Genomic DNA, 26,898 nt, shown 5'->3' on the forward strand with positions numbered 1-26,898 from the left:
TGCGAACCGGTCTGTTCCCCGAGCTGGCCGGGGGTCCAATGGCGAGCCCAATGATCCGGATGATAAAAAACGGAAAAAGTCTACCCCAAGGCCGGGGCGCAATGCGTCAGCTTCCCTGTTCGTTTTTGTAAATCAATTTCTGTTAAACCACTGAATCTGGATGCAAAAAAACGTGAAATCGCGAGTATCCCGCATGACCCGGCGGCCCACCAACCGGTAACCGCCGTCCCGGTTACAAGCCGTATTTGTCTTCGATCGCTTCGTACAGGCCATTGCTGTGGATAGCTTCCAGGCCGGCCTGAAGTTTATCCACAATCGCGTCCGGGGTTTCCGGGTTCATGGCGAGATAGAGGTCGGTCTTGTTGAAGGAAAAGATCGGTTTGATGTTTTCCACATCCTGCTGCGAGGCAAAGTAGGGGCCACCCAGCCGATCGGCCAGCCAGACATCGATCTGTCCCAGCGACAGGCGTTTGGGATTGAGTTCGTCGCTGTCCAGTTCCGACACCTTGTAGCCATGCTTCTCCAGGTAGACCGCCTTGACGTCATTGCGGTAGCCGCCGATTGTCAGCCCTTTGACATCGCTGAGCTTGTTGACCTGGAGCGTGCTGTCGTCCCGGGCAAACAGAGTCCACAGATTGTGGGTCAGCGGGCCCACCCACTTGAACAGCGGCTTGCGGTCGTCAGTCAGGGTGGTGCAGAAGAGACCGTGGTTGGTTTTGTCCAGGACGCGGTGGTATCCATAATCCCAGGTCCGCAGCTTCATGCGGTATTCCAGGTCGGTCTCGGCCATGATGGCCTTGACCATTTCGGTACACAAGCCGTCTATATGGTCTCGCTTGTGCTCGAACGCCCGACCGGAGGCGCTCATGTTATAGGGCGGGAAATTCTCGGTGTAGAAGTAGAGTTTGTCATCGTCGGCATGGACCACCGTAGCGGGCAGCAGCCAGGCGCAGAAGAGTGAGCAAACAACCAGGAACTTGCTCATGCGTTGTGTCTCCAGAGGTACGTCGGTTCACGGTTGGAACAGGCGTTTTCCCCTGTGCATAGACCGAGCCACAATAAAGCGGGAACGTTAAGACCTTCTGGTTATTAACTTTTTTCACTGCTCAAGTTCGATGCCAGCAGCCAGATAGCCGCCTGCCCGCCCACTTCTGGTTCAGGCCGCGCTCGGCTGGTGCAGGACCTCGTTCCAGACATGAGAACGTCGGAATGCTCATGGTTCGGATGGCATCGACGACACAATACCCGCTAATCCGTCTAGGACCCGCCTGACAGGCGGAGTGTCCGTACCAAGAGGTCATAAAGGCTATTCACGGCTGGAGACCCCAGTGATTCCCAGCTCCGGTAGACAGAGACTTCCATTGGCTCCAGCGGACCAAGGCCATGATCGCTCCCCAGGATCTCCAGATGGTCTGGCGTACTGCACTGGGTCAACACCGCAACGGCGAGCCCGCTCTCAACGGCTGCGACCTGACCCGCCACGCTGGAGCTTTCGTACACCACCCGATAGCGACGCCCCTGCAGTGCAAGCGTTTTAATGGCACAGCGTTTCGCGAGACTGGAGCTTTCATATACCGCGATAGGCAACGGGTCGCGTCGCCATACCTCGAACTGCGGCGATCCCACCCACACCAACGGCTCATGAAACAACACCGCTCCATGACGCGGATGCTCCCGCGAAACCAGCGCCATGTCCAATTCGCCTCGCTCAACGCGGGGTATCAACAATGTCGACTGCTCACATACCAACTCGATTTCCACCGAGCCATGGTATGGCGCAAATCGTTTCAGTACCGGAGTAAAGTACTTGGCGGCATAGTCATCAGGAACACCTAACCGGATGCGACCAGTCAATTCATCGCCATGAAAAGCCGCCTGGGTCTCAGCGTGGAGATCGAGCATTCGGCGAGCGTAGCCCAACAGCTTTTGCCCCTCAGGGGTTAGTTGGTGTTGGCGGGGGCCCCGCAGCAACAGCCGGCAGCCCAAGGCGGCTTCCAGCTTTTTCAGTTGCATGCTGACAGCCGACTGGGAGCGGTGGACTTCCGGTGCCGCCGACGAGAGCGATCCAGCATCCACGACAGCAACAAAGCACTTGAGCCAGTCAACCTGCAAATTTTGATACGCCAAGCGGACCCCCACTATTAGAAAACCGAATACCAACCTGTCAAATTATGCGCTTCTTAAATTTAATCGCCAAACCTATAGTGCTCTCAAGTGAATACAGTGGCAGGGGGGAGCATGGTAACGACCGACAAGGAGCTCCATCAGCTCGACAGGTGGCTGGTGTGGTCAGGCTTTAAACAACTTATTCCGATTTCGATCTTCGTCACCCTGTTCGGGGCGGCCTTCGGACTGGCGGCCCGGCAGACCGGGCTGGATGGCATGCTCACACTCGCTTTGAGTGCGTTGGTTTTCTCCGGCTACGCGTTGTTCGCGCTGCTCGACCAGTGGGGAACACAGATTCCGTTATTTACCATGTTATTGACGGCCTTTGCGATCAATGCCCGCCACCTCTTGATGGGGGCCACACTCTATCCCTGGCTGCGTCACCTACCCTGGCCAAAACGCTACGGCATCATGCTGGTCGCTTCCGATGCCAACTGGGCGATGTCCATGCAGGCCTTTGGTCGGGGCCAGCCTGGGTTGGGGCTCTTGCTGGGCGGTGGCTTGGCCATCTGGCTCTTCTGGGTAATGGGTACCTGGATCGGTATTTACTTTGGCAATATCCTCAGCGATCCCAAAAGCCTCGGTTTGGATATGGTGGTGGGGTGCTTCCTGCTTACGATGGTAGTTGGCGGTGAAAAGAGCCCTCGCACGCTATTCATCTGGACCGTTGCGGCCACTACATCCTTACTGGCTTACCACTATTTGCCTGAAAACAGTCATGTCGTCGCAGGCACGCTGGCGGGTGGGTTCGCGGGGATACTCAAGAGGTCACAAAACGATGGGCATTGAAACCTCAGGCAGCGGCATTCTCATTATCGTACTACTGATGGTGGGGGTCACGGTGGCCACGCGCTGGGGCGGCGTCTACGCAATGTCTATCGCCCCCATCAACAATCGGGCCAAACAGTTCATCAACGCCATGTCCGGCTCAGTGCTGGTTGCCCTGATCGCTCCCATGGCAGAAACCGGGGACATCGGTACCCGCTGGGCATTGCTGGCGACGGCCGTGGTTATGCTGCTTTCGAAAAAGCCGTTGCTGGCTATCACGTGCGGTATAGCAACGGCGGCGTTAGTGAGGCATTGGTAGGGGTGTTCCGCGCGTCGCACCGCCCCCCGGATCGACAACGTCACTTGCCAATACAGAAACTGCCGAAAATCTTGCCCAGCAGATCGTCCGGCGTCATGGCGCCGGTGATTTCCCCCAGGGCGTCCTGGGCCTGACGCAGGTCTTCGGCCAGCAGCTCGCCGGCGCCGAACCCTTCCAGTTGGGCCTGACCCTGGATCATGGCGTCGCGAGCCTTTTCCAGGGCCACCAGATGGCGCCGCCGCGCCAGGAACCCGCCTTCGGTGGTGGTGGCGTAGCCCATGCAATCCTTCAGGTGATCGCGCAGCACCTCGATGCCATCACCAGCCTTGGCGGCGATGCGGATCACCGGCGCCAACGGATTGTCTTCATAGCCGACGTTTTCATGGGACAGGTCGACCTTGTTGCGGATCACGGTCAACGGCGCGTTCTCGGGCAACCTGTGGATAAAGTCCGGCCAGATGGCTTCCGGGTCCACCGCGTCGGTGGTGGTGGCGTCGACCATCAACAGGATGCGGTCGGCCTGCTCGATTTCCTCCCAGGCTCGCGCAATGCCGATCCGCTCCACCTCGTCCGGGCTGTCACGCAGGCCAGCGGTGTCGATCACGTGCAACGGCATCCCGTCGATGTGGATATGTTCGCGCAGCACGTCGCGGGTAGTGCCTTCAATCGCGGTAACAATGGCCGCCTCGCGCCCGGCCAGGGCATTGAGCAGGCTCGACTTGCCCGCATTGGGCCGACCGGCGATCACCACCCGCATGCCGTCGCGCAGGATCGTCCCCTGCTGGGCTTCGCCGAGAATGCCTTCCAGCTCATCCATCAGTTGCTGCAGATCGCCGGCCACCTTGCCGTCCGCCAGGAAATCGATTTCCTCCTCGGGAAAATCAATCGCCGCTTCCACATAAATGCGCAGGTGAGTCAGGTTATCCACAAGCGATTCGATGCGCTGGGAAAAGGCCCCCTGCAGGGAGCGCATGGCGCAGCGGGCGGCCTGCTCGGAGCTGCTTTCGATCAGGTCGGCGATGGCCTCGGCCTGGGTCAGGTCCATCTTGTCGTTGAGGAACGCCCGCTCCGAAAACTCACCGGGCCGCGCCAGCCGCGCGCCCTGCTCACAGACTTCCCGCAGCAGCAGGTCCAGGATCACTGTGCCGCCGTGGCCCTGCAGTTCGAACACATCCTCGCCGGTGAACGAATGCGGGTTGGGGAAAAACAGCCCGATCCCCTCGTCGATCACCGAGCCATCCCGCGCCAGGAATGGACCATAGTGCGCGTAACGCGGCCTGGGGATAAATCCCAGCACCCGCTCGGCGATGGTCCCGGCATCGGGCCCGGACAGACGGATGATGCCGACGCCGGCCCGGCCGGGGGCGGTGGCAATGGCGGCAATGGTGTCGGTGGCGGTCATGGGCGATCCAGAAGGCAGATTCCAGGGATTAGGGGCATGCTAAACGAAACAGGGCTCCTTGCGGAGCCCTGTGTGTGCCGTTGTTGCGAGGATCAGGCCTTGCTGGCAGCCATTCCCTCGGATTCGATCTTGCGCGTGATGTAGTACTGCTGCGCGATCGAAAGCACGTTGTTGACCAGCCAGTAGAGCACCAGACCGGCCGGGAACCACAGGAAGAAGATGGTGAAGACCAATGGCATCAGCTTCATCACCTTCGCTTGCATGGGGTCCGGCGGCGTCGGGTTCAGGCTCATCTGGATGAACATGCTGATGCCCATCAGGATCGGCAGCACGAAGTAGGGATCCATCACCGACAGATCGTGTATCCACAGGAAGAAAGGCGCGTGCCGGAGCTGGACGCTCTCGAACAGAACCCAGTACAGGGAAATGAACACCGGCATCTGCACCAGGATCGGCAAACAGCCGCCCAGCGGGTTGATCTTCTCCCGTTTGTACAGGGCCATCATTTCCTGAGACATGCGCTGACGGTCGTCGCCGTACATTTCTCGCAGGCGGGTAAGCTGCGGTGCCACCGCGCGCATGCGGGCCATGGACCGGTAGCTGGTCGCGGACAGCTTGAAGAACAGCGCCTTGACCGACACCGTCAACAGGATGATGGCGATGCCCCAGTTGGCGAAGATGCTGTGGAACCAGTTCAGCACGATGAACAGCGGGTGCGCGATGAAGAACAGGAAGCCGAAGTCGACCGTGCGGTCCAGGTTCGGGGCCACGCCTTCCAGGCGATCGATGATTTTCGGGCCGACGTAGGCGCGGGCGCCCACTTCCGCCTGCTCACCGGGCGCCACCTGGGTGGAACCGCTGACAAAGCCCATCACCGTCAGGTTGTTACGCTGGGTGGTCTGGTATTGATGCTGAGTGTCCGCGTCCGGAATCCAGGCGCTGATGAAGTAGTGCTGCAGGAACGCCACCCAGCCACCTTCGGCGGTGCGGTTGATGGGCTGCTCCTTGATGTCGTCGAAATCGTATTTCTGGTACGGGTCTTCGTCGGTGCTCAGCACCATGCCCAGGAACGCCTTGATACCCAGGCTCTGTTGGGCGGTGGGATCGGGGCTGTTGTCGCGCACGATCTTGCCGGCGAAGTTGCCCTGCCAGGGCTCGCCTGACTGGTTGTCGATCAGGTAACGGACGTCGATTTCGTAGCTGTCGCGCTGCAGGGTGTAACGCTTGGTGACTTTGACGCCGCTGTCGCTGGTAAAGGCGAGATCCACCGTCAGGGTGTCAGCGCCCTCGTCCAGCGTATAACGATCCGCCTTGGCCTGGTACGTGGGCACCGGACCGTTGCGCGAGGCGTCAAAGCCGTCCCGACCGATCAGGCCGCTTTCCAGTACATAGGTTCGGAAGTCATTGTTCTGCAACAGCTCCAACGGGTTGGGCTTGTTCAGGGATTCCTTGTACTGCAGCAATGAAGCGCGCGTGATATTACCGCCGCGCAGGTCAATGGCCAGATCCAGCACGTCGGTACGAACCTCGATCTGCTGGCTGGCGTCGGCGTCCTGCGTGGTACTGCCGGCAACCTGGGTCTGCCCCTGATCCTCCGGCGTGCCGAACTCGTTGCCGGTATCGCCGGTGGCGGATGGGCTGTCCAGTGCCGGGGCCTGCTCACCATTCTGGGACTGGGAGCTCTGGGCCACCGGGGTTTCCGGCGTCTGGTGATAATCTTCGTTCCAGGCGAGCACCATCATGTAACTGACAATGGCAAGGCCTATCCAGAGGATCGTTTTTTGAATATCCATAGGTTTACTGTGTCGGCTGTTTTGAATGGTATGAACCGTGTTGTGGGTGCTCGTCCTGAGAATCGGGCGTCCCAGCCGTTGGTGGGACGGGGTCATAACCGCCGGCACACCAGGGATGACAGCGTAGCAGCCGTCTTAACGTCAGGTAACCGCCGCGCAGGATACCATGCCTTTCAATCGCTTCCAGTGCATAACTTGAGCAGGTGGGGTAGTGGCGGCAGTGGGAGGCCATGAGGGGACTGATGGCGTACCGGTAAAAGCGGACGGGCAGAAGTACGAGCTGTCGTATCATCAGATCCGGTACCCCTGAGTCAGCCGGAGGCAGGCTCCGCTTTACGGGCCTTGCGCCGCAAGCGCTGCCACAGCTCATTTAGAATCCGATGGATTGTCGGATTATCGAGTTCCGCCAACCCCGGTCGGCCCAGGACAACAATGTCCATCGCGGGTAGATCGTCATGCTGGCGAAAAGTTTCCCGCACCAAGCGTTTCACCCGATTGCGTTGAACAGCCAGCCTCAGATTCTTCTTCGAGAATATCAAGCCGACCCTGGCGCGCCCGAGGTTATTCGGGGTAGCCAGGATCAGAAAATGCCGGTGCGGAACGCGCACTTGCACCTGATTGAAAACCCCACTGAAATCATGGGGTTTGAGCAGGCGATCCTGCTTCGTAAACGTTCTTGGCGGCATCGAGACCTGTCAGTCTGTATCAGGCAGACAGGCGGGCGCGACCCTTGGCACGACGACGGGCAATCACTTTGCGGCCGTTGGCGGTTGCCATGCGGGCACGGAAGCCGTGAACACGCTTACGCTTCAGGACGCTGGGTTGAAACGTTCTTTTCATGATGTCGATCTCACGTTCGTGATGTGTGGAATACGTAATCCTGTCTTTTGACTGTCGACCTCCGGGCATCTGCTGGATCGGCAGATATCCTCTTGCCGGAGCAACCTGTCAAAAAATGATCAGCCAAAATAGGAGCGCGATTTTAGACAAACGGCGGCTGGAATTCAATCGTTATTGGGGGATTCACGGTTTCTACGCAGTTGCTTGTTATGTCGGCGGTGACTGACGGATTTCGATTGGAAGGAGAAGCCACGGATCGATTATCCGAATCCCCGGTGTTTTTCGGTAACAGTCATAAAAAGTCTCTTTTTCTCTTAAATGAATCTAAGACAGTTACTGTTACTGTTAGGCAGCCGCTTTTCTGTGGATACATCAGAATATTTGAATGAAAACATGAGTCTGGAGTATTGAGAAGGTTGGGCGTAAGGCGCCCTGGAGGCTGGGGAAAAGCGGTCATGGAAATGGGGAAAAAATGACCATCCGACAAACAGGCGAGTTGTTCATGGATTCGGGCTCAGGTTGTTAGGGGGGTTGCTGACCGCTAAATCACAGAGGTCTGTGGAAAACTTTCTGTCACTGAATTTCTGTACACAACCCTGTTTTTAACGTGTTAATTATTTGATAAATAATACAAAAGTTATGCACAGGGTGTTTATGGTTTGGAATTTGGGGCTTTTGTTGGGGGGCTGGCGAGCGTAGAATGAGCCGCTATTCAGGCTTTCCATGAGTCTATTGCTGTTGTTACCCGCTGAAACTGACACCCGGCCCGCGCGGTTATAGGGTGCTCTGAAGCCGTCGTGCCGGGATTTCCGTTTGATGCACGGCTGTGGCGATGGGCAGTGACTTATAAGAAGAAGGCTGATTTATTCCGTAATCATCCTCATTCAGGGATTGGCTACGCATTGGAGGCTGGCTTTCGTGCCGCAATCTATCTGGCATCAGTGTCTTGATGTACTCCGGGATGAGTTTCCCGCCCAACAGTTCAATACCTGGTTGCGTCCCCTGCAGTCCGACCACCGGGACGACCAGCTCATGCTGTTCGCACCCAATCGTTTCGTGATGGACTGGGTGAACGAAAAGTACCTGCGTCGTATTGAGGAGGTCCTCAAGGATCTGCTCGGCGGCCAGGCGCCACGCATTCAGATGACCGTCGGCAGCGCGCCTGTCCAGGCTGAGCCGGTGGAGCGCGCCGCAGCACCGGCGCCCGGTCCGGTGGAAAGCGAAGAGGCGGTCAGCGAGGAGGAAAGGGGCGTGGCCGCCACCGTCGTGGAACGTCCGGCCCCTGCGCCAGCGGCACCGGCGGCAACCACTTCTTCGCCCGCTCCGGCGCGAACCGCGCAGCCTGCAGCCCATACCGGCGAGCGCCGCAATGTCCAGGTTGAAGGGGACATCAAGCACCAGAGCTTTCTCAATGAAAGCTTCACCTTCGAAACCTTTGTCGAGGGCAAATCGAACCAGCTGGCACGGGCTGCTTCCATGCAGGTGGCGGAAAATCCCGGGGGAGCCTATAACCCGCTGTTCCTGTATGGCGGCGTCGGCCTGGGTAAAACCCACTTGATGCATGCGGTGGGCAACGAAATCGTTCGGCGCAATCCGCGAGCCAAGGTGGCGTACCTGCGTTCGGAGCGCTTTGTGGCGGACATGGTCAAGGCCCTGCAGCTCAACGCCATCAACGAATTCAAACGCTATTATCGGTCGGTGGATGCCCTGCTGATCGATGATATCCAGTTCTTTGCCCGTAAAGAGCGCTCCCAGGAAGAGTTTTTCCACACCTTCAACGCCCTGCTCGAAGGTGGCCAACAGGTCATCGTCACCTGCGACCGCTTCCCCAAAGAGATCGCGGACATGGAAGAGCGCCTCAAGTCCCGCTTTGGCTGGGGACTGACGGTAATGGTGGAGCCGCCGGAGCTGGAAACCCGGGTGGCGATCCTGATGAAGAAGGCGGAGCAGGCCAACGTGCGCCTAAGCAGCGAAGCCGCGTTCTTTATTGCCCAGAAAATCCGCTCCAACGTACGGGAGCTAGAGGGTGCGCTTCGGTTGGTGATAGCGAATGCTCACTTCACTGGGCAGGAAATCACCCCGCCGTTTATTCGTGAGAGCCTCAAGGATCTGTTGGCGCTGCACGAGAAGCAGGTCAGCATCGACAATATTCAGCGCACCGTGGCAGAGTACTACAAGATCAAGGTGGCGGATCTGCTGTCCAAGCGGCGGACCCGCTCCGTGACCCGGCCTCGTCAGGTCGCCATGTCGCTGTCAAAGGAACTGACCAATCACAGTTTGCCGGAGATTGGCGATGCTTTTGGCGGCCGCGACCACACCACGGTGCTCCACGCCTGCAAGAAAATCGTTGAACTGCAGGAAACGGACGCGAATATCCGGGAAGACTATCAGAATTTCATGCGTCTGCTGACGACCTGATACCGTTCAGCGACGTCCCGATTACGCTGACCAACTAACATCCATATAAACAGAATCCGAGTGCCATGAAACTGACGATCAGCCGAGAATCCCTCCTGACACCACTGCAGTCGATTGCCGGGGTAGTGGAACGCAAACAGACCATGCCGGTACTGTCGAACGTATTGCTGGTGGCTGAAGAAAACACCCTGACGCTTACCGGGACCAATATGGAAGTGGAACTGGTGGGCCGGATCCAGCCGGTGCATGTGGACCAGCCGGGCCGGATTACCGTGCCGGCGCGCAAGCTGTCCGACATCTGCCGGGCACTCGGGGACGAATCGCCCATTGAGCTGAGTCTGGAAGGCGATCGTCTGCACCTGCGCTGCGGAGCCAGTCATTTCACCCTGTCCACGTTGCCGGCAGAGCATTTCCCCAATGTGGAAGACGATGCTGAGAGCTTCCGCCTGGAAGTCGCCCAGTCGGATCTGGGCACGATGCTTGATGCGACCGCGTTCGCCATGGCGCAGCAGGACGTGCGTTACTACCTGAACGGCCTGTTGCTCGAAGTGGACGGTGAGCACCTGCGTGCCGTGGCGACCGATGGACACCGTCTGGCCATGTCCCACCTGGCGATGGCAACCGGCATCAATGAACCCCGTCAGGTGATCGTACCGCGTAAGGGCGTGCTCGAACTGGGCCGCCTGCTGGACGACGTACAGACACCGGTTACCCTCGTGTTTGGTGACAACCACCTGCGTGCCACCGTGGGCGCTTACACGTTTACGTCCAAACTGATCGAAGGCAAGTTCCCGGACTACAACCGGGTGATTCCGCGTGGTGGTGACAAGACGATGCTGGCCGATCGCGCGACGCTGAAGAACACGCTGCAGCGGGCCGGGATCCTGTCCCACGAGAACATTCGCGGTGTTCGTCTGAGTCTGGAATCCGGGCGACTGCAGATTTTCGCCAACAACCCGGACCAGGAGCAGGCGGAAGATGCGTTGCCTGTGGATTACGAGGGCGAGAGTCTGCAGATCGGCTTCAACGTCGGCTACCTGGTGGACGTGCTCAACGCGCTGGACGATGACCAGGTGAAAATCACCCTGTCGAATCCCAACAGCAGTGCGTTGATTGAGGCCCAAAATGACGCGAGTTGCCTGTATGTCGTCATGCCCATGAGGCTATAGAGTAAGAGGCAGCTCGGAGGCGGGTCGGACTCTTTCCCGGCCCGCGTAAACCTTCCCAGACAGGTATTGTTCCGGAGTCTGCTGCTGTTGTTCTGCCGTTCAGGCTCCTTCGGTAACGAGGAGATTTACAATGGTAGTGAATGGCATCAAGGGCGCCTTCCGGATCGGTCAGACTCTGACCGTACTCGGCAAAACCGGGGTCAACTGGCTCCGGGGAGATCGGCCGCCAACGCCGGCACTGTTGCGGCAGACGTTTGAAAACCTGGGTGCGACCTACATCAAGCTTGGCCAGTTCATCGCCAGCTCCCCCACCTTTTTCCCGCCCGGTTATGTGGAAGAGTTCCAGAAATGTCTCGACCGCACGCCCGCCCTGCCCTTTTCACTGATGCGGAAAATCCTGCGCGAGGAACTGAAACAGCCGCTGGAATCCGTTTTCGCGCATATTGATCCGGTCCCGCTGGCATCGGCTTCCATTGCCCAGGTCCATGCCGCTCGGTTGGTCACCGGTGAAGATGTGGTGATCAAGATCCAGAAGCCGGGTGTGGAGAACATCCTGCTCACGGATCTTAACTTCCTTTACGTATCGGCACGGGTTCTGGAAACCATTGCCCCAAAACTGTCCTGGACGTCGCTGTCCGGCATTGTCGAGGAAATCCAGCGCACAATGATGGAGGAATGTGACTTCATCAAGGAAGCGAACAACCTCAAGACGTTCCGACAGTTCCTCAGTGACAGTCACAACATGGAGGCAACGGTTCCCAGGGTTTATGAAGCCTGCAGTACCCGGAGGGTGCTGACCATGGAGCGTTTCTACGGCGTGCCGCTGACCGATCTTGAGTCGATTCGAACGGTCACCAGCGATCCGGAACGCACGTTAATCACCGCAATGAACACCTGGTTCTCCAGCCTCACCCAATGCGAGTTTTTTCACGCCGACGTTCATGCGGGCAACCTGATGGTGCTGCGCGATGGTCGGGTGGGCTTTATCGACTTTGGCATTGTCGGCCGAATCAAGCCGGATACGTGGCAGGCGGTGTCGGATTTTATTTCCGCGGTGATGGTCGGGCAGTTCGAAGGCATGGCGGATGCGATGGTTCGGATTGGGGTGACCCATGCCAGGATAGACGTCAACCAGTTGGCCGACGATCTTCGGCGTCTGTATAACCAGATGGACCGGATGGTGCCGGACACGCCCACGCCCTATGCCGCTGAGGAGGCAGAGGACGAGGTTAACAATATCCTGATGGATATGGTGAAGATCGGTGAATCCCACGGCCTGCATTTCCCGCGCGAGTTCGCGCTGTTGATCAAGCAGTTCCTTTATTTCGACCGCTATGTGCATATCCTCGCACCGGAAATGGACATGTTCATGGACGAGCGCCTGAATCTTCTGCATTGATTCCAAGAGGCTATCTATCCTGGCCGAAGTAAGATGTTCCACGTGGAACATCTTACTTCGATGCCTTTTCTCCTTCGCTTCCCTTCCCGAGTATCAGTAAGTCCCTTGTTCAAGGTCATGTCTCTCCTGCTACCGGCCCGTTGAACATCCTTTACCGATAGATCATCAACGGTAATCGGTGAATGACGGCCGAGACTTTTGGCTCTGCCTGGTCCGCTACTCTTTTCTGCTGGTGACCGTCTTTGGAACTTCGATGCGCCGATTGTGGGTAGGGTAGGGTTTGGCTCTCGGAGCTCCAGAACTTTGATGACTCCTGGTTAAACTCTGTCCAGAGGAAATCCGAAGCGACAAACCTTAGCGAATCAGAAAGGATATCTGTGGAAAACTTTCTGGGCGGGCTGTCCGCTGCGGAGATTGGTGCCGTATGCACAGTCGGTCTCCCGGAATGGCTCGACGGAATTTTGGTGCGATAGCAGCCGTGCGCTGACTCAATTGGCGAGTGCGCTATGTCATTAAGGGCCGCGCCAGCCAAGGCTTTACGCCGTGTTAGCGATATAGGAAGGAGCAGGGCTGGCCAGATTCGTGAGCGGAGTTGGGGCAGAATCGGTGTTCTGGTCGAAGCCTTCGAGACCGGCCCTTCGCCACGGATTATCCTGTGGACAACTGTGTGGGAGAAATTCGCGCCGGCGCGAATGCCTGAGTAATTTGGGGAAGCGAGCCAGCGAATTTATACACAGCGGCGGAGCGATTGAGGCGTTTCGGAACGTTGGGTTTAGGAACGCCGTGTTGCTGAAGGATGTCGACGTCGGGACTGCATTCGCTGCCCGTTAACCTGTAGACTACGGACTGGCCTTTCTGGAACGGACACACCGGGTGCATGGCACTACTCAGACTTCAGACCCAACAGTTTCGTAACCTGGCGCCCGCCAATCTCAACTTTTCCCCTTCCGTGAACCTGATCTACGGTGCCAATGGCAGCGGCAAGAGCAGCGTGTTGGAAGCCATTGCCTATCTCGGCCTCGGGCGATCCTTCCGGGTCAATCGTCACGAAGCGGTGGTTTGCCACGGACAAGAGAACCTGACGGTGTTTGGCGAAGTCCGTGAGCCTGAGCCGGCGGGCGCGTCGCCCCACCCCCTGACCCATCGCATTGGTCTGTTTCGGGATGTCGCCCAGGGCGAGACCCGCTTGAAGGTGGATGGCGAACGTGTGAAGACGCTTTCCTTCGTGGCGCGTCATTTGCCCGTGTCCGTGATCGATCCGGGGACTTTCGATATTGTGACCGGTGGTCCCGGGAAGCGTCGGCAGTTTCTCGACTGGTCAGTGTTCCACGTGGAACATGGTTTCTCGACCCTGTGGCAGCAGTGCCAGCGGGCGATTTCGCAGCGGAATAAAATTCTCAGAAATGGTAGAATTGACGAATCGTTGCTCAGCATCTGGGACCGTCAGTATGTTGCTCTGGCGGAGCAGGTGACTGAAGTCCGAAAAGCCGTGTTCGATCAGTTCCGCCCGCTGCTGGAGCGCATCATCGAGGATATCGATGCGCCGTGGCGACAGGATCTCAAGTTCGAGTTTTTTCCCGGCTGGGATCGCAAAGCCCGTCTGGCGGATGTGCTGGCCGGGCACCGGGAGCAGGAATCCAAGGTAGGACATACCCTGTACGGCCCCAATCGTGCCGACGTACGCGTCAAATACCAGGGTCGCCCGGTGGCGGAAACCCTGTCGCGAGGCCAGCAGAAAACCCTGGTGATACTGATGAAGATTGCCCAGGGCGAGCTGCTCAAGCAGCACGGCCGGCAATGCACGTTCTTACTGGACGATATCAACGCGGAGCTCGACGAGAATCACCGTCGAATGCTGGCTGGCAAGCTCCGAGATCTTGGCAGCCAGGTGTTCATCACCTCGATCGAACCGCCACGACCTGCCGAACTCTGGCAGGAACCCATGCCCGATTTCAAAGTGTTCCACGTGGAACATGGCGAGTTTACGGAAGAATAAGATCTGCGCTTTAGGAGCGTCCGAATGACAACGTCGACTTATAATTCCTCCAGCATCAAGGTCCTCAAGGGGCTGGATGCCGTTCGCAAACGTCCCGGTATGTACATCGGCGACACGGATGACGGCACGGGCCTGCACCACATGGTCTTCGAGATCGTCGATAACTCCATTGACGAAGCGCTCGCCGGCTTCTGCAGCGAGATTGGCATCGTCATCCATCCCGACGAGTCGGTGACCGTGCGCGACAATGGCCGGGGCATCCCGGTCGATATGCACGAGGAAGAAGGCGTTTCCGCCGCCGAGGTCATCATGACCGTCCTGCACGCCGGCGGTAAGTTTGACGACAACACCTACAAGGTTTCCGGTGGCCTGCATGGCGTCGGGGTTTCCGTCGTCAACGCCCTGTCCGCCCAGCTGCGCCTGACGATCCGGCGTGACGGAGTGGTCTGGGAGCAGACCTATCACGATGGCGTCCCGGATGCCCCGCTCAGCCAGAAAGGCGAAACCGACCGGACCGGGACCGAAGTACACTTCGTGCCGTCGCCGGAAACCTTCAGCAACATCGTTTTCCACTACGACATCCTGGCCAAGCGCTTGCGGGAACTGGCGTTCCTGAACAGCGGAGTGCGTATCCGCCTGACCGACGAGCGTACCGGCAAGGAAGATCTCTTCGAGTACGAAGGTGGTTTGCGGGCGTTTGTTGAGCACCTGAACACCAACAAGACGCCCCTGAACCGGGTATTCCACTTCAATGGCGAACGCGAAGACGGCATCGCCGTGGAAGTGGCGATGCAGTGGAACGATGCCTTCCAGGAGAACATCTTCTGTTTCACCAACAACATCCCGCAGCGGGATGGTGGTACCCACATGGCAGGCTTCCGCGCTGCCCTCACCCGCTCGCTGAACAACTACATCGAGCAGGAAGGGCTGGGCAAGAAGGCCAAGATCGCCACCTCCGGCGATGACGCCCGGGAAGGTCTGACCGCGATCATCAGCGTGAAGGTGCCGGATCCCAAGTTCTCCTCCCAGACCAAGGACAAGCTGGTCTCCTCCGAAGTGAAGACCGCGGTCGAGCAGGAGCTGTATCAGACCTTCTCCGACTTCCTGAACGAGCAGCCCAACGAAGCCAAGATCATCGTCAACAAGATGCTCGACGCGGCGCGGGCCCGGGAAGCGGCGCGTAAGGCGCGGGAAATGACCCGCCGCAAGGGCGCTCTGGATATCGCCGGCCTGCCCGGCAAACTGGCGGACTGCCAGGAGAAGGATCCAGCCCTGTCCGAACTGTACATTGTGGAGGGTGATTCGGCCGGCGGCAGCGCCAAGCAGGGCCGTGATCGCCGCACCCAGGCGATCCTGCCGCTCAAGGGCAAGATTCTCAACGTGGAGAAAGCGCGCTTCGACAAGATGCTGTCCTCCGCCGAAGTGGGCACGCTGATCACCGCCCTGGGCTGTGGCATCGGTCGCGAAGAGTTTGATCCGGAGAAGCTGCGTTATCACTCCATCATCATCATGACGGACGCTGACGTCGACGGTTCCCACATCCGCACGCTGCTGCTGACCTTCCTGTTCCGCCAGATGCGCGAGATCATTGAGCGCGGCCACGTGTTCATCGCCATGCCGCCGCTGTACAAGGTCAAGCGTGGCAAGCAGGAGCAGTACCTGAAGGACGAGAAGGCGAAGGAAGCCTACCTCACTCAGACCGCCCTGGAAGGTGCCCAGTTCTACGTCAATCCGTCGGCTCCGCCCATTGCCGATTCCGCGCTGGAATCCCTGGTGAAGGAATACCAGTCGGTGATGGCCATGATCGATCGTCTGTCACGCGCCTACCCCACCAAGGTGCTGGAGCAGATGATCTACAACAGTTCCCTCAAGCCGGAAGACCTGAGCAACCGCGATGCGGTTACCGAATGGGTTGGACGCCTGGGTGCGGGCCTCGATCTGGATACCCGCACGGGCACCAAGTACGTGTTCTCGGTGCACGAGGACGAAGAGCGCAAACTGTATCTGCCGCGTGTGGAAATCTTCGTGCACGGAATCCCACAGACCCACGTGTTCAATCACGAGTTTTTCGAGTCAGCTTCTTACGCGGCTATTGCCCGCCTTGGGGAAAAGCTGGACGGTCTGATCGAGGAAGGCGCCTACATCCAGCGTGGCGAGCGCAAACAGGCTGTACTGAGCTTTGAGGGTGGCCTGCAGTGGCTGATGAAGGAAGCCCAGCGTGGCCTCAACATCCAGCGCTACAAGGGGCTGGGCGAGATGAACCCGGAACAGCTGTGGGAAACCACCATGGATCCGGACACCCGCCGCATGATGAAGGTGACCATCGAGGACGCCATCGCCGCGGACCAGATCTTCACCACCCTGATGGGGGACGAGGTGGAGCCGCGTCGGGACTTCATCCAGACCAACGCGCTGGAAGTGACCAACCTCGACGTGTAAAAAGCTGTGGATAGATCTGTTAAAAGATCTGGATATAAAGAGCCCGGGCATTGCCCGGGCTTTTTTATATCTGTGGAAAACTCAATTGAAGGGGAGGATCCGTGGCCGATCAGGACTTGTCTTTGTCGTCCTGGGCGGCGGCCAGGGCCGGTGACAGTACCTCTTCCAGCTTGAAGCCGGTCAGGTTACGGATGGCGCGCCACAGATAGTAGAAAATGGCGATCATCATGATCATCGAGGGGATGGCGATCATCGGATAGCTCACCAGGGTCATCTGGCCCAGCTCCTCATTGAACGCCGGTGTGCCGGACGGGCTGGTGACGATCCATTTGGCGATGATGTAGTTCATCACCGAGGAAAACAGGAATGTGCCCGCGAAGTAGTAGCTGGCCCGCATCAGACGGGTTTCGAACACCCCTTCATTGCCCTTCTCCACCAGCGCATCGTGGATTTTATCCACATCGAGCACCGTGCGGTTGTACAGTAGCGTCCGCACCAGTGGATAACGCGTCTTTGTGGATATCAGCACGGCCAGGCCGATGATCAGTGGCACGGCGGCTTCCTTGATCGCCAGCCATTCGGCATCCAGGTGCAGCAGGCCGATGCCGCCGGTCAACAGGATGCTGATCAGCCCCAGTACCGCAATGAAGTTCTTCTTGCCAAAGCGGACCAGTTCATACAGACCCCAACCCAATGGAAAGGCCAGCGCCACGATGAGCGCGTTGGCCGACCCCAGGTCCTGCTCGCCGCTGAACTTCATGAGGATGACGGAAGGAATAACGATACTGATCAGCAGGTCGGCCCAGGGGCGTTGCTGATGTTTCGGCGCGGTGGCGGCCGCTGAGGATTGTTGACTCATAGTGCGCGAATCCGGTCGGTCAGGAAGGCTTTGCCGTTGGCAACGTTGCTGCTGGCAGTATACCGAAGAATGGCGGTTACGGCCTGACCTTTCAAGATTGGGATTGATCTGTGGAAAACGCGGGGTAAATGACGCTAAGTCATTGAAGGGAGGGAAAATGGTCGGCGTGGCAGGACTTGAACCTGCGACCCCTTCGTCCCGAACGAAGTGCGCTACCAGACTGCGCCACACGCCGAATTTCGGCCGTATTATACTGATGATTGCGGGGAATGCCACCCCCTTATGCGGTCTTTTTTGCCGGCCGGCGAGTCAGTCGGTGGGCGGGATCAGGATCCGTCCGCGCCGAGCAGGTTATCCACAAACGCAGACAGATTCTTCCAGACCGTCACAGCGCCCAGAGGCGCTTTGTGTAGCTCTTTTTCGGTTTGCCGGCCGTTGCCCGTACGAACCAGCGCGGCGGCCTTACAGCCCGCCGCCAGGCCCGCCTCGAGGTCCTTGCGACTGTCCCCCACCATGATCGCGTCCGTCAGGTCCGCCAGACCCAGTTGGTCGCGGATGTCCTCCAGCAGACCGGTGCGGGGTTTGCGGCAGTTGCAGTCCTCGTCCGGGTGATGCGGACAGTAGGCGATGCAGTCGATGCGACCGCCCACGGCGTCCACCAGGCGGCGCAGCTGGGCGTGCATGGCGTCGAGGATGAGATGGTCGTAGAAACCCCGGGCGATGCCGGACTGGTTGGTGGCCACGGCCACCTGATGCCCGGCCCGGGTCAGGCGGCCAATGGCGTCGATGCTGCTGGCTATCGGCAGCCACTCCTCGACCGAACAGATGTATTCACCGTGGTAACGGTTAATCACTCCGTCGCGGTCGAGGATGATCAGCATCGCGCTAGCCGGTCGGCAGCAGGGAAATGTCCGCCACCTGCAGGAACAGGTTCCGCAGGCGATTGAGCAGCGCCAGCCGGTTACGTTTCACGGACTCGTCGTCGGCCATCACCATGACCTCGTCGAAGAAACGGTCCACCGTCTCGCGCAGATCCGCCAGGGACGCCAGTGCCGCGGCGTAGTCGCCTCGTGCGAACAGCGGCGCAACCTTCTCCGCCTGGGCGTCCACCGCGTCGGCCAGCGCCTTCTCAGCGTCGTCCTGCAGCAGACTGGCGTCGACGGTGTCGCCCAGACTGTCCCCACCCTGCTTCACCAGGATGTTGGACACGCGCTTGTTGGCAGCGGCCAAGGCTTCGGCGGCCGGCAGCTGACGGAATTTTTCCACAGCCTGGATACGCTGTTCGAAGTCCAGCGGCCGGGTCGGACGGCGGGCGTGCACCGCCAGGTAAACCTCGGCGCCGATGCCCTGTTCCTCGTAATGGGCGCGGAACCGTTCCAGCATGTAGTCCACCACCGGCGTGACCGGGTCCTCCACCGTCAGCGAGGTGAAGTTATCGGCCGCCCACTGGCAGCAGGTTTGCAGGTCCAGCGGCAGCTCACGCTCGACGATGATACGCAGCACGCCCAGCGACGAGCGACGCAGGCCGAACGGGTCGCGGGTACCGGAAGGCGGCTGGTTGATACCGAACAGGCCGACCAGCGAGTCCAGGCGATCCGCCAGTGCCACCGCGCTACCGGTCAGGCTGCGGGGCAGGTCGTCGCCGGCAAAGCGCGGCATGTACTGCTCGTTCAGGGCCCCGGCCACCTCGTCCGGCTCGCCGTCGTTGCGGGCGTAGTATTCGCCCATGATGCCCTGCAGGTCGGTGAACTCCAGCACCATTTCGCTGACCAGGTCGGTCTTGGCCAGCATCGCGGCGCGCTCGGCGTATTGCGGGTTGCCGTCGATGGCTTCGGCAATCTTCTTCGCCAGGCTGGCCACGCGCACGGACTTGTCGTGCAGGCTGCCCAGTTTTTCCTGGAAGACGATCGGCTTGAGGGCGTCGATGCGGCTTTCCAGGGTGTGCTTGCGGTCGGTGTCGTAGAAGAAGGCGGCATCGGCCAGACGCGGACGGATGACCTTCTCGTTGCCTTCGACCACCTGTTGCGGGTCCTTGCTCTCCAGATTGGCCACGGTGATGAACAACGGCAGCATGCGATCTGCGTTATCCACAACGTGGAAGTACTTCTGGTGTTCCTTCATGGAGGAGATCAGCGCCTCGGCGGGCACGTCCAGGAAGCGTTCCTCGAAAGCGCCCATCAGCGGCACCGGCCACTCGTTGAGGGCGGTGACCTCGTCCAGCAGTTCCTCATCGATGACGGCCTTACCGTCCTTTTCCTGCGCCAGGCGGGTCACGCCGGCGCGGATCTTGTCGCGACGTTCGGCAAAGTTGGCCAGCACGTAGCCTTCCTCGCGCAGGACCAGTTCGTAGGCGTCCGGCGTCGGAATAATCAGTTCCTTGGGGCAATGGAAGCGGTGGCCGCGGGTCTCGTTACCCGCCGGCAGCCCCATGATGTCGGCGTCGATGATCTTGCTGCCGAACAGCAGCACGATCCAGTGCACCGGGCGCACGAATTCGGACTTGTGGGCGCCCCAGCGCATGCGCTTGGGAATCGGCAGACCGGCCAGCGACTGGTTGACCAGATCCGGCACCAGATCGGCGGTGGCCTTGCCCTGCTCGACGGTGCGGTAGACCACCCAGGCGCCCTTTTCGGTTTCCAGGGTATCCAGCTGGTCCGGCGTCACGCCCAGGGACGTGGCGAAGCCGGTCAGCGCGCGGGTCGGGTTGCCGGCGTCGTCGAAGGCCGCCTTCACGGCGGGACCGCGTTTTTCCACAGCCTTGTCCGGCTGGGCGTCGGCCAGGTCACTGACGCGGATGGCCAGACGGCGCGGCGCGGCAAAGGATTCCACCTTGCCATACTCGATACCGGCGTCGTCGAGGCCTTTGCAGAAACCGGCGGTGAACGCCTCGGACAGCGTCTTCAGCGCCTTGGGAGGCAGCTCCTCGGTGCCGATTTCGACCAGAAAATCCTGTGTTGCCATGATCATGCGTCCCCTTTTTCCGCGTCCGCCAGCATTTCTTCACGCAGGGCATCCGGCGCCATGGGGAAGCCCAGAGCCTTGCGGCTGTCGAAATAGGCCCGGGCCACGGCGCGGGCCAGGGTGCGTACGCGGAGGATATAGCGCTGCCGCTCCGTCACGGAAATGGCGTGACGGGCATCGAGCAGGTTAAACGTGTGCGAAGCCTTCAGAACCTGTTCGTAGGCCGGCAGGGCCAGGCCCGCTTCGATCAGGCGCTGGCTTTCGCGCTCGTGAACGTCGAAGCACTGGAACAGGAAGTCGATGTCGGCGTGTTCGAAGTTGTAGGTCGACATTTCCACCTCGTTCTGGTGGAACACGTCGCCGTAGGTCACCACGCCGTCCGGGCCTTCTGTCCAGACCAGGTCATAGACGCTGTCGACGCCCTGCAGGTACATCGCGATGCGCTCGAGACCGTAGGTCAGCTCGCCGGTAACCGGGTAGCATTCCAGGCCGCCCACCTGCTGGAAGTAGGTGAACTGGGTGACTTCCATGCCGTTGAGCCAGATTTCCCAGCCCAGGCCCCAGGCGCCCAGCGTGGGCGATTCCCAGTTGTCCTCGACGAAGCGGATGTCATGCACCAGCGGGTCCAGGCCCAGCGCCTTGAGCGAATCCAGGTACAGCTCCTGGATGTTGTCCGGCGATGGCTTGAGCACCACCTGGAACTGGTAGTAATGCTGCAGACGGTTGGGGTTTTCCCCGTAACGGCCATCGGTGGGCCGGCGGCTGGGCTGAACGTAGGCCGCGTTCCAGGTTTCCGGACCGATCGCCCGCAGGAAAGTGGACGGGTGAAAAGTGCCGGCCCCGACTTCCATATCCAGCGGCTGCTGAACGACGCAGCCGTGCCGTGCCCAGAATTGCTGCAGGGCCAGGATAAGGCCCTGGAAAGTCTTGATGTCCGTGTTTGCCATCTCAGTCACGACGGTTGCCTGTCTATCTCTCTGTGTGTGGCGCCTTGCGCACTGGTTAAGTGGGGATCGGGCGTGTGGAAACAACCCGCGGCGCGCGCGAAAACCGGCATTATACGCTTCTCGCCACGCTATTTCGAAACCTGTTCGTGTTTTGTACAGTCGACTTGGGCCGCCGCCTCCCCGTCTGGAACGGCGCGTGCTAGCGACGCCAGAAAGCGGGGGTCAGCAGCAACAGCAGGGTGAACACTTCCAGCCGCCCAAGCAGCATGGAAAAGCACAGCACCCACTTGGCGGTATCGTTGATGGTGCCGTAATGATAGGTCACCTCGCCCAGGCCGGGGCCCAGGTTGTTGATGGTGGCGCCGACGGCGGTCCAGGCGGTCACCTGATCTAGCCCGGTGGCCTGCAGGATCACCAGCAGCACCACGAACATGAACATGTAGACCGAGAAGAAGCCCCACACCGCCTGCAGCACCCGGTCCGAGACCGGCCGGTTGCCCAGTTTGACCGGCATCACCGCGTTGGGGTGCAGCAGGCGTTTCATTTCCCGCGACCCCTGCCGGAAGATCAGCAGGATGCGCACCACCTTGATGCCGCCGCCGGTGGACGCCGCACAGCCCCCCATGAAGGACATCACGAACAGCAGGAACGGCAGCATGGCTGGCCACACGGAGAAGTCCGCGGTGGCGTAGCCGGTGGTGGTGGCCAGGGAGACCACCTCGAAGATGCCGCTGGTGACCGCTTCCATGGGGCCCAGAGTGTCGGTGCCGATAAGGACGCCGATGGTGATCAGGCTGACCACGATCAGCGCGCCGATATACAGCTTGAATTCCGAGTCCGCCAGATAGAGCAGCGGATTGCGCTGGCGCCAGGCCATGAAGTGCAGCGCGAAATTGGCGCCGGACAGCACCATGAACACCACCGCGATCATCTCGATCACCGGGCTGTTGAAATAGCCGATGCTGGCGTCGTGGGTGGAAAACCCGCCGATGGCGATGGTGGAGAAACTGTGGCCGATGGCGTCGAACCAGCTCATGCCCGCCATCCAGTAGGCAATGGCGCAGATCGCGGTGAGCGACACGTAGATGTACCACAGCGCCTTGGCGGTTTCCGCGATGCGTGGGGTGAGCTTATTGTCCTTGACCGGGCCCGGTACCTCGGCGCGGTACAGCTGCATGCCCCCGATGCCCAGCATCGGCAGGATCGCTACCGCCAGCACGATGATCCCCATGCCGCCCAGCCACTGCAGCTGCTGGCGATACCAGAGGATCGAATGCGGCAGGTCGTCGATGCCGGTGATCACCGTGGCGCCGGTGGTGGTCAGGCCGGAGACGGCTTCGAACAGCGAATCCACGTAGGAATGAGGCGGGTTATCGCTGAGGTAGAAGGGAATCGAGCCGGCCACGCTCAGTACCACCCAGAACAGGGTGGTGATCAGGAACCCGTCGCGCACCCGCAGGTCGCCGTGCACCGAATGGAACGGCGCCCACACCAGCAGCCCACCGATGAAGACAATCGCCATGGCGTCGGCGAAGCGCAGCCACTGACCGTCGTCATAGATCAGCGAGATGCCCAGCGGCGGCAGCATGGTGAAGCTGAACAGCATCATCAGGATGCCGAGGATCTTGAGAATGACCGACAGTCGCATGAATCGGATTAAACCCGGATCAGAAGAAGGTCAGACCAACCTGGAACAGGCGCTCGACGTCGCGGATCCGGGACTTGTCCACAAGGAACAGGATCACGTGATCGTCAGGCTGGACGCGCAGGTGGTCGTGAGCAATCAAAACCTCGTTATGGCGCACGATGGCGCCGATGGTGGTGCCTTCCGGCAGCGGGATCTCATCCAGCCGCTTGCCCACCACCTTGGACGACCGGTGGTCGCCGTGGGCGATGGCCTCAATCGCCTCGGCAGCGCCCCGGCGCAGTGAGTGAACGTTTACGACATCACCCCGGCGCACGTGGGTCAGCAGGCTGCCGATGGTGGTCTGCTGGGGCGAGATGGCCACATCGATCTCGCCGCCCTGGATCAGGTCCACGTAGTCCGGGTTGTTGATCAGCGTCAGCACCTTGCGCACCCCCAGCCGCTTGGCCAGCAGCGACGCCATGATGTTGGCCTCGTCGTCGTTGGTGACGGCGCAGAAGACGTCGGTGCTCTCGATGTTCTCTTCCAGCAGCAGGTCTTTGTTGGCGGCATTGCCCTGCAACACGATGGTTTTGCGCAGGTTTTCCGACAGCATCACGCAGCGGTCCCGGTTGCGCTCGATCAGCTTCACCTGGTAGCGGTTTTCCAGGTTGTGCGCCAGGCGCTGGCCGATATTACCGCCGCCGCAGATGAAGATGCGCTTGTAGGGTTTTTCCAGCGGTTGCAGCTCGCTCATCACTGAGCGGATGTGGTCGGTGCCGGCGATGAAGAAGACCTCGTCGCCGTCTTCGATCACCGTGTCCCCCTGCGGGATGATGGGGCGGTCCTTGCGGAAAATCGCCGCTACCCGGGTATCGATCTTGGGCATGTGGGTGCGCAGGTGAGACAGCTCGTGGCCCACCAGCGGGCCGCCCTTGGTCGCCTGGATGGCGACGAGTCGCGCCAGCCCCTTGGAGAACTCCAGCACCTGCAGCGCGCCGGGGTACTCGATCAGCCGCGTGATGTGGCGGGTGACCACCTGCTCGGGGCTGATCAGCACGTCGATGGGGAAGCCGTCGGTGCTGAACAGCTCTTTGCGCGCTAGGTAGGCGTTGGCCCGCACCCGGCTGATCTTGGTCGGCGTCTTGAACAGCGAGTAGGCCACCTGACAGGCGACCATGTTGGTCTCGTCGCTGTTGGTGACCGCGATCAGCATGTCCGCGTCCTCGGCGCCGGCCTGGCGCAGCACGCTCGGATAGGACCCGCGGCCCTGCACGGTGCGGATATCGAGCCGGTCCTGGAGCTCGCGCAGCCGGCTGCTGTCACTGTCGATGACGGTGATGTCGTTGGCTTCGTTGGCCAGGTTCTCGGCGAGGGTGCCGCCGACCTGGCCGGCGCCCAGGATGATGATTTTCATGACGTAGAGGCCTGATTGGCTGCGTGATCGTCCTGTCGGGTCAGGCAGGCGTAGAAGAACCCGTCGTGCGACCCGGCGTCCGGGAAGAGCTGCCGCCCTGCGCCGGTGTCCTGACCCCAGGAAACCGGCGGCATGGTCAGGACAGCGTCCTCATGCGCCTTGATAAAGCGTTGGATTATACGGTGATTTTCCTGCGGGAACACGGAACAGGTGGCGTAGACCAGTTTACCGCCCGGTTTCAGGGTGCTCCACAGGCGCTCCAGCAGACCCATCTGGATGGCGGCCAGCGGCGTGATGTCGTCCTCGCGCCGCAGCAGTTTGATGTCCGGATGGCGGCGGATCACGCCGCTGGCGCTGCAGGGCACGTCCAGCAGGATGCGGTCGAACGGCTCCCCATCCCACCAGCGCTCCAGGTCGGCGGCGTCGCCGGCGCTGACCGTGGCCGGCAGACGCAGCCGCTCCAGGTTTTCCCGCACCCGTTCCAGGCGCTGCGCCGACTGATCCAGAGCCACCACCTCTTTGATTTCTGCCTGTGCCTCCAGAATAGCGCAGGTCTTGCCGCCTGGCGCGGCGCAGGCGTCCAGCACGCGCTGACCGGGGGCCAGGTCGAGCAGTTCGGTGCACAGCTGGGCTGCCTCGTCCTGCACGCTGACGCGCCCCTCGGCGAAACCGGGCAGCCGGTCGACGCCGCAGGGTTCCGCGAGCTGGATGCCGTGAGGCGCGAAACGGGTGGCGCTGGCCTCGATGCCGGCCTCATCCAGCGCGGCCAGGTAGGCGTCGCGGGTGGTCTGGCGGGCATTGACGCGCAGGGTCATGGGCGCCTGCGCGTTGTTGGCGTCGAGAATCGCCTGCCACTGGTCCGGCCAGTTATGGCGCAGCTTTTCGGTGAGCCACTGGGGGTGGCTGAAGGTCGCGGCCGGCGTCGTTGGCTCGGGCTCGCCGTCGCGCTGGGCCGCCCGCAGGATGGCGTTCACCAGGCCTGCCAGGTGCGGTTTGCCCAGCGACCGGCAGGCGGCCACGGTTTCATTGAGCACCGCGTGCTCGGCCTGGTGACTGTGACGCAGCTGGAACAGCGCCTGCAGGATCAGCGGCACCGCAATGCGGTCGCCCTTCTTGAGCGGTTTGTGCAGGCGTGTCTGCAGTTCGGCGTCGAGCCGGTGGTACCAGCGGCAGGTGCCGTAGCACAGGGCCTGCAACTGGCTGCGGTCCTGTTCCTGGGCCTGGCGCAGGGCCGGTGGCAGCGCATCGGAGAGAGACTGCCCCTGGGTGACGGACTGGATCACCCGGGCCGCGAGTGCGCGCAGGGGAAGTTGCTGGCGGGCCATCTAGTGCAGCACCTCGCCCGGCAGCAGCACTTCGCGGCCGCCGTTGATCAGGTCCGACACGCTCTGGGCGCGGCTGCCCGGCAATTGCACCCGGGTCAGGCGCAGCACGCCCTCGCCACAGGCCACGTCGGCGCCGTCCCTCTCCCGGCGCAGTACGGTGCCGGGGGCGGCTGCGCTGGGCGCGTCCAGCACGGTGGCGGCGTGGATGCGCAGACGCTGCTCGCCCACGTCGGTAAAGGTGCCCGGCCACGGATTGAAGGCCCGTACCAGACGGTCGAGGTCGGTGGCTGGCTGCTGCCAGTCCAGGTGCCCTTCCTGTTTGTTCAGCTTGTGGGCGTAGTTGGCGTCGGCATCGTTCTGCGGTTCGGGCTGCAGGTTGCCGGCCGCCAGTTCGGCCAGTGCCGTGAGGATGGCCTGCCCGCCGAGATCCGCCAGGCGGTCGTGCAGACTGCCGCCGGTGTCGTCGGCGTGGATCGGCGTGGTCAGTTTGAGCAGCATGTCACCGGTATCCAGGCCGGCATCCATCTGCATGATGGTGATGCCGGTCTCCGTGTCGCCCGCGGCGATGGCGCGCTGGATCGGCGCGGCGCCGCGCCAGCGAGGCAGCAGCGAGGCGTGGATGTTGAGGCAGCCGCGCCGGGGCAGATCCAGCACCGCCTGCGGCAGGATCAGGCCGTAGGCGGCGACGATCATGACGTCGGCATCGAAGGCAGCCAGCTCCGTCTGGGCGTCGGCCGGTTTGAGGCTCTCCGGCTGGCACACCGGGATGCCGGCGTCCAGGGCCACCTGCTTCACCGGACTGGGGCTCAGTTTGCGGCCGCGGCCGGCCGGGCGATCCGGCTGGGTGTAGACGGCCACCACGTCATGGCCGTGCTCAAGCAGCGCCTTCAGTGCGATAGCGGCAAAATCCGGGGTTCCGGCAAAAACGATGCGCACGCGGCGCCTCCTTCGGTCTGTTGCTGGTCTGTCGGTCTGGGTGTACAGGGTGGCGGGGACCCGTTACAAACGAAAAAACCGGGCCTGTTGCCCGGTCCTGTCCGATCCATTGTAAACCAC

General features: G+C 60.7%; 22 protein-coding genes and 1 tRNA gene. 7 read left to right on the plus strand and 16 right to left on the minus strand.

Annotated features, from left to right (window positions below; all coding sequences use genetic code 11):
* Positions 1-232: 232 nt before the first annotated feature.
* A complete protein-coding gene (locus DKK67_RS20575; RefSeq protein ID WP_111498407.1) occupies positions 233-985 on the minus strand; it encodes a substrate-binding periplasmic protein in 753 nt (250 codons plus the stop codon).
* Positions 986-1,257: 272 nt separating this feature from the next.
* Positions 1,258-2,127 (minus strand): LysR family transcriptional regulator, encoded by an 870-nt coding sequence (locus DKK67_RS20580; protein WP_111498476.1) that lies wholly within the window; start codon positions 2,125-2,127, stop codon positions 1,258-1,260.
* 111 nt (positions 2,128-2,238) lie between these two features.
* Between DKK67_RS20580 and DKK67_RS20585 the strand changes: the two genes are divergently transcribed.
* Both DKK67_RS20585 and DKK67_RS20590 read left to right on the plus strand, forming a co-directional pair.
* Positions 2,239-2,955: an AzlC family ABC transporter permease gene (locus DKK67_RS20585; RefSeq protein ID WP_111498408.1), complete on the plus strand. Its 717-nt coding sequence runs from the start codon at positions 2,239-2,241 to the stop codon at positions 2,953-2,955.
* Positions 2,945-3,253: an AzlD family protein gene (locus DKK67_RS20590; RefSeq protein ID WP_111498409.1), complete on the plus strand. Its 309-nt coding sequence runs from the start codon at positions 2,945-2,947 to the stop codon at positions 3,251-3,253. Before DKK67_RS20585 ends, DKK67_RS20590 begins: the two co-directional genes overlap by 11 nt.
* Positions 3,254-3,293: 40 nt before the next feature.
* On the opposite strand, the gene mnmE is transcribed toward DKK67_RS20590, so the two are convergent.
* The 5 genes from mnmE to rpmH form a co-directional block, all read right to left on the minus strand.
* A complete protein-coding gene (gene mnmE / locus DKK67_RS20595) occupies positions 3,294-4,655 on the minus strand; it encodes a tRNA uridine-5-carboxymethylaminomethyl(34) synthesis GTPase MnmE (protein WP_111498410.1) in 1,362 nt (453 codons plus the stop codon).
* 92 nt (positions 4,656-4,747) lie between these two features.
* Positions 4,748-6,448: a membrane protein insertase YidC gene (gene yidC / locus DKK67_RS20600; protein WP_111498411.1), complete on the minus strand. Its 1,701-nt coding sequence runs from the start codon at positions 6,446-6,448 to the stop codon at positions 4,748-4,750.
* Between the two features lie 4 nt (positions 6,449-6,452).
* A complete protein-coding gene (gene yidD / locus DKK67_RS20605; protein WP_111498477.1) occupies positions 6,453-6,737 on the minus strand; it encodes a membrane protein insertion efficiency factor YidD in 285 nt (94 codons plus the stop codon).
* A 22-nt stretch (positions 6,738-6,759) separates the two neighbouring features.
* Positions 6,760-7,134 (minus strand): ribonuclease P protein component, encoded by a 375-nt coding sequence (gene rnpA, locus DKK67_RS20610; RefSeq protein ID WP_111498412.1) that lies wholly within the window; start codon positions 7,132-7,134, stop codon positions 6,760-6,762.
* A gap of 19 nt (positions 7,135-7,153) precedes the next feature.
* On the minus strand, positions 7,154-7,288 hold the full coding sequence (gene rpmH, locus DKK67_RS20615; protein ID WP_004579611.1) for a 50S ribosomal protein L34: 135 nt from the start codon (positions 7,286-7,288) through the stop codon (positions 7,154-7,156).
* A 918-nt stretch (positions 7,289-8,206) separates the two neighbouring features.
* Between rpmH and dnaA the strand changes: the two genes are divergently transcribed.
* The 5 genes from dnaA (at position 8,207) to gyrB (ending at position 16,709) form a co-directional block, all read left to right on the plus strand.
* The gene (dnaA, locus tag DKK67_RS20620; protein WP_111498413.1) at positions 8,207-9,706 is read left to right on the plus strand and encodes a chromosomal replication initiator protein DnaA; all 1,500 of its coding nucleotides are present in this window, start codon (positions 8,207-8,209) and stop codon (positions 9,704-9,706) included.
* 65 nt (positions 9,707-9,771) lie between these two features.
* On the plus strand, positions 9,772-10,875 hold the full coding sequence (gene dnaN, locus DKK67_RS20625) for a DNA polymerase III subunit beta (RefSeq protein ID WP_111498414.1): 1,104 nt from the start codon (positions 9,772-9,774) through the stop codon (positions 10,873-10,875).
* 130 nt (positions 10,876-11,005) lie between these two features.
* Positions 11,006-12,274, plus strand: coding sequence for an ABC1 kinase family protein (locus tag DKK67_RS20630; RefSeq protein WP_111498415.1), 1,269 nt, complete (start codon positions 11,006-11,008; stop codon positions 12,272-12,274).
* 877 nt (positions 12,275-13,151) lie between these two features.
* Positions 13,152-14,270, plus strand: coding sequence for a DNA replication/repair protein RecF (gene recF / locus DKK67_RS20635; protein WP_111498416.1), 1,119 nt, complete (start codon positions 13,152-13,154; stop codon positions 14,268-14,270).
* A 24-nt stretch (positions 14,271-14,294) separates the two neighbouring features.
* Positions 14,295-16,709, plus strand: a complete 2,415-nt coding sequence (gene gyrB / locus DKK67_RS20640; RefSeq protein WP_111498417.1) for a DNA topoisomerase (ATP-hydrolyzing) subunit B — start codon at positions 14,295-14,297, stop codon at positions 16,707-16,709.
* 109 nt (positions 16,710-16,818) lie between these two features.
* Here gyrB and DKK67_RS20645 read toward each other — a convergent pair whose 3' ends face one another.
* The 9 genes from DKK67_RS20645 to fmt all read right to left on the minus strand — a co-directional run bounded on the left by DKK67_RS20645 (position 16,819) and on the right by fmt (position 26,778).
* The gene (locus DKK67_RS20645; protein ID WP_111498418.1) at positions 16,819-17,568 is read right to left on the minus strand and encodes a VC0807 family protein; all 750 of its coding nucleotides are present in this window, start codon (positions 17,566-17,568) and stop codon (positions 16,819-16,821) included.
* Between the two features lie 158 nt (positions 17,569-17,726).
* A tRNA-Pro gene (locus DKK67_RS20650) sits at positions 17,727-17,803 on the minus strand.
* A 91-nt stretch (positions 17,804-17,894) separates the two neighbouring features.
* Positions 17,895-18,449, minus strand: coding sequence for a D-glycero-beta-D-manno-heptose 1,7-bisphosphate 7-phosphatase (gene gmhB, locus DKK67_RS20655; RefSeq protein ID WP_111498419.1), 555 nt, complete (start codon positions 18,447-18,449; stop codon positions 17,895-17,897).
* A gap of 4 nt (positions 18,450-18,453) precedes the next feature.
* Positions 18,454-20,529: a glycine--tRNA ligase subunit beta gene (gene glyS, locus DKK67_RS20660; protein WP_111498478.1), complete on the minus strand. Its 2,076-nt coding sequence runs from the start codon at positions 20,527-20,529 to the stop codon at positions 18,454-18,456.
* Between the two features lie 2 nt (positions 20,530-20,531).
* Positions 20,532-21,476 carry a glycine--tRNA ligase subunit alpha gene (gene glyQ / locus DKK67_RS20665; RefSeq protein ID WP_111498420.1) on the minus strand — a complete coding sequence of 315 codons (945 nt, stop codon included), beginning with the start codon at positions 21,474-21,476 and terminating at the stop codon, positions 20,532-20,534.
* A gap of 199 nt (positions 21,477-21,675) precedes the next feature.
* On the minus strand, positions 21,676-23,124 hold the full coding sequence (locus DKK67_RS20670; protein ID WP_111498421.1) for a TrkH family potassium uptake protein: 1,449 nt from the start codon (positions 23,122-23,124) through the stop codon (positions 21,676-21,678).
* Positions 23,125-23,143: 19 nt separating this feature from the next.
* Positions 23,144-24,517: a Trk system potassium transporter TrkA gene (gene trkA / locus DKK67_RS20675; RefSeq protein WP_111498422.1), complete on the minus strand. Its 1,374-nt coding sequence runs from the start codon at positions 24,515-24,517 to the stop codon at positions 23,144-23,146.
* Positions 24,514-25,842, minus strand: coding sequence for a 16S rRNA (cytosine(967)-C(5))-methyltransferase RsmB (rsmB, locus tag DKK67_RS20680; protein WP_111498423.1), 1,329 nt, complete (start codon positions 25,840-25,842; stop codon positions 24,514-24,516). Before rsmB ends, trkA begins: the two co-directional genes overlap by 4 nt.
* Positions 25,843-26,778, minus strand: coding sequence for a methionyl-tRNA formyltransferase (gene fmt / locus DKK67_RS20685; RefSeq protein WP_111498424.1), 936 nt, complete (start codon positions 26,776-26,778; stop codon positions 25,843-25,845).
* Between the last annotated feature and the right edge of the window lie 120 nt (positions 26,779-26,898).

The organism is Marinobacter bohaiensis (genome assembly GCF_003258515.1).
In the GTDB taxonomy this organism is placed as follows: Bacteria; Pseudomonadota; Gammaproteobacteria; order Pseudomonadales; family Oleiphilaceae; genus Marinobacter_A; species Marinobacter_A bohaiensis.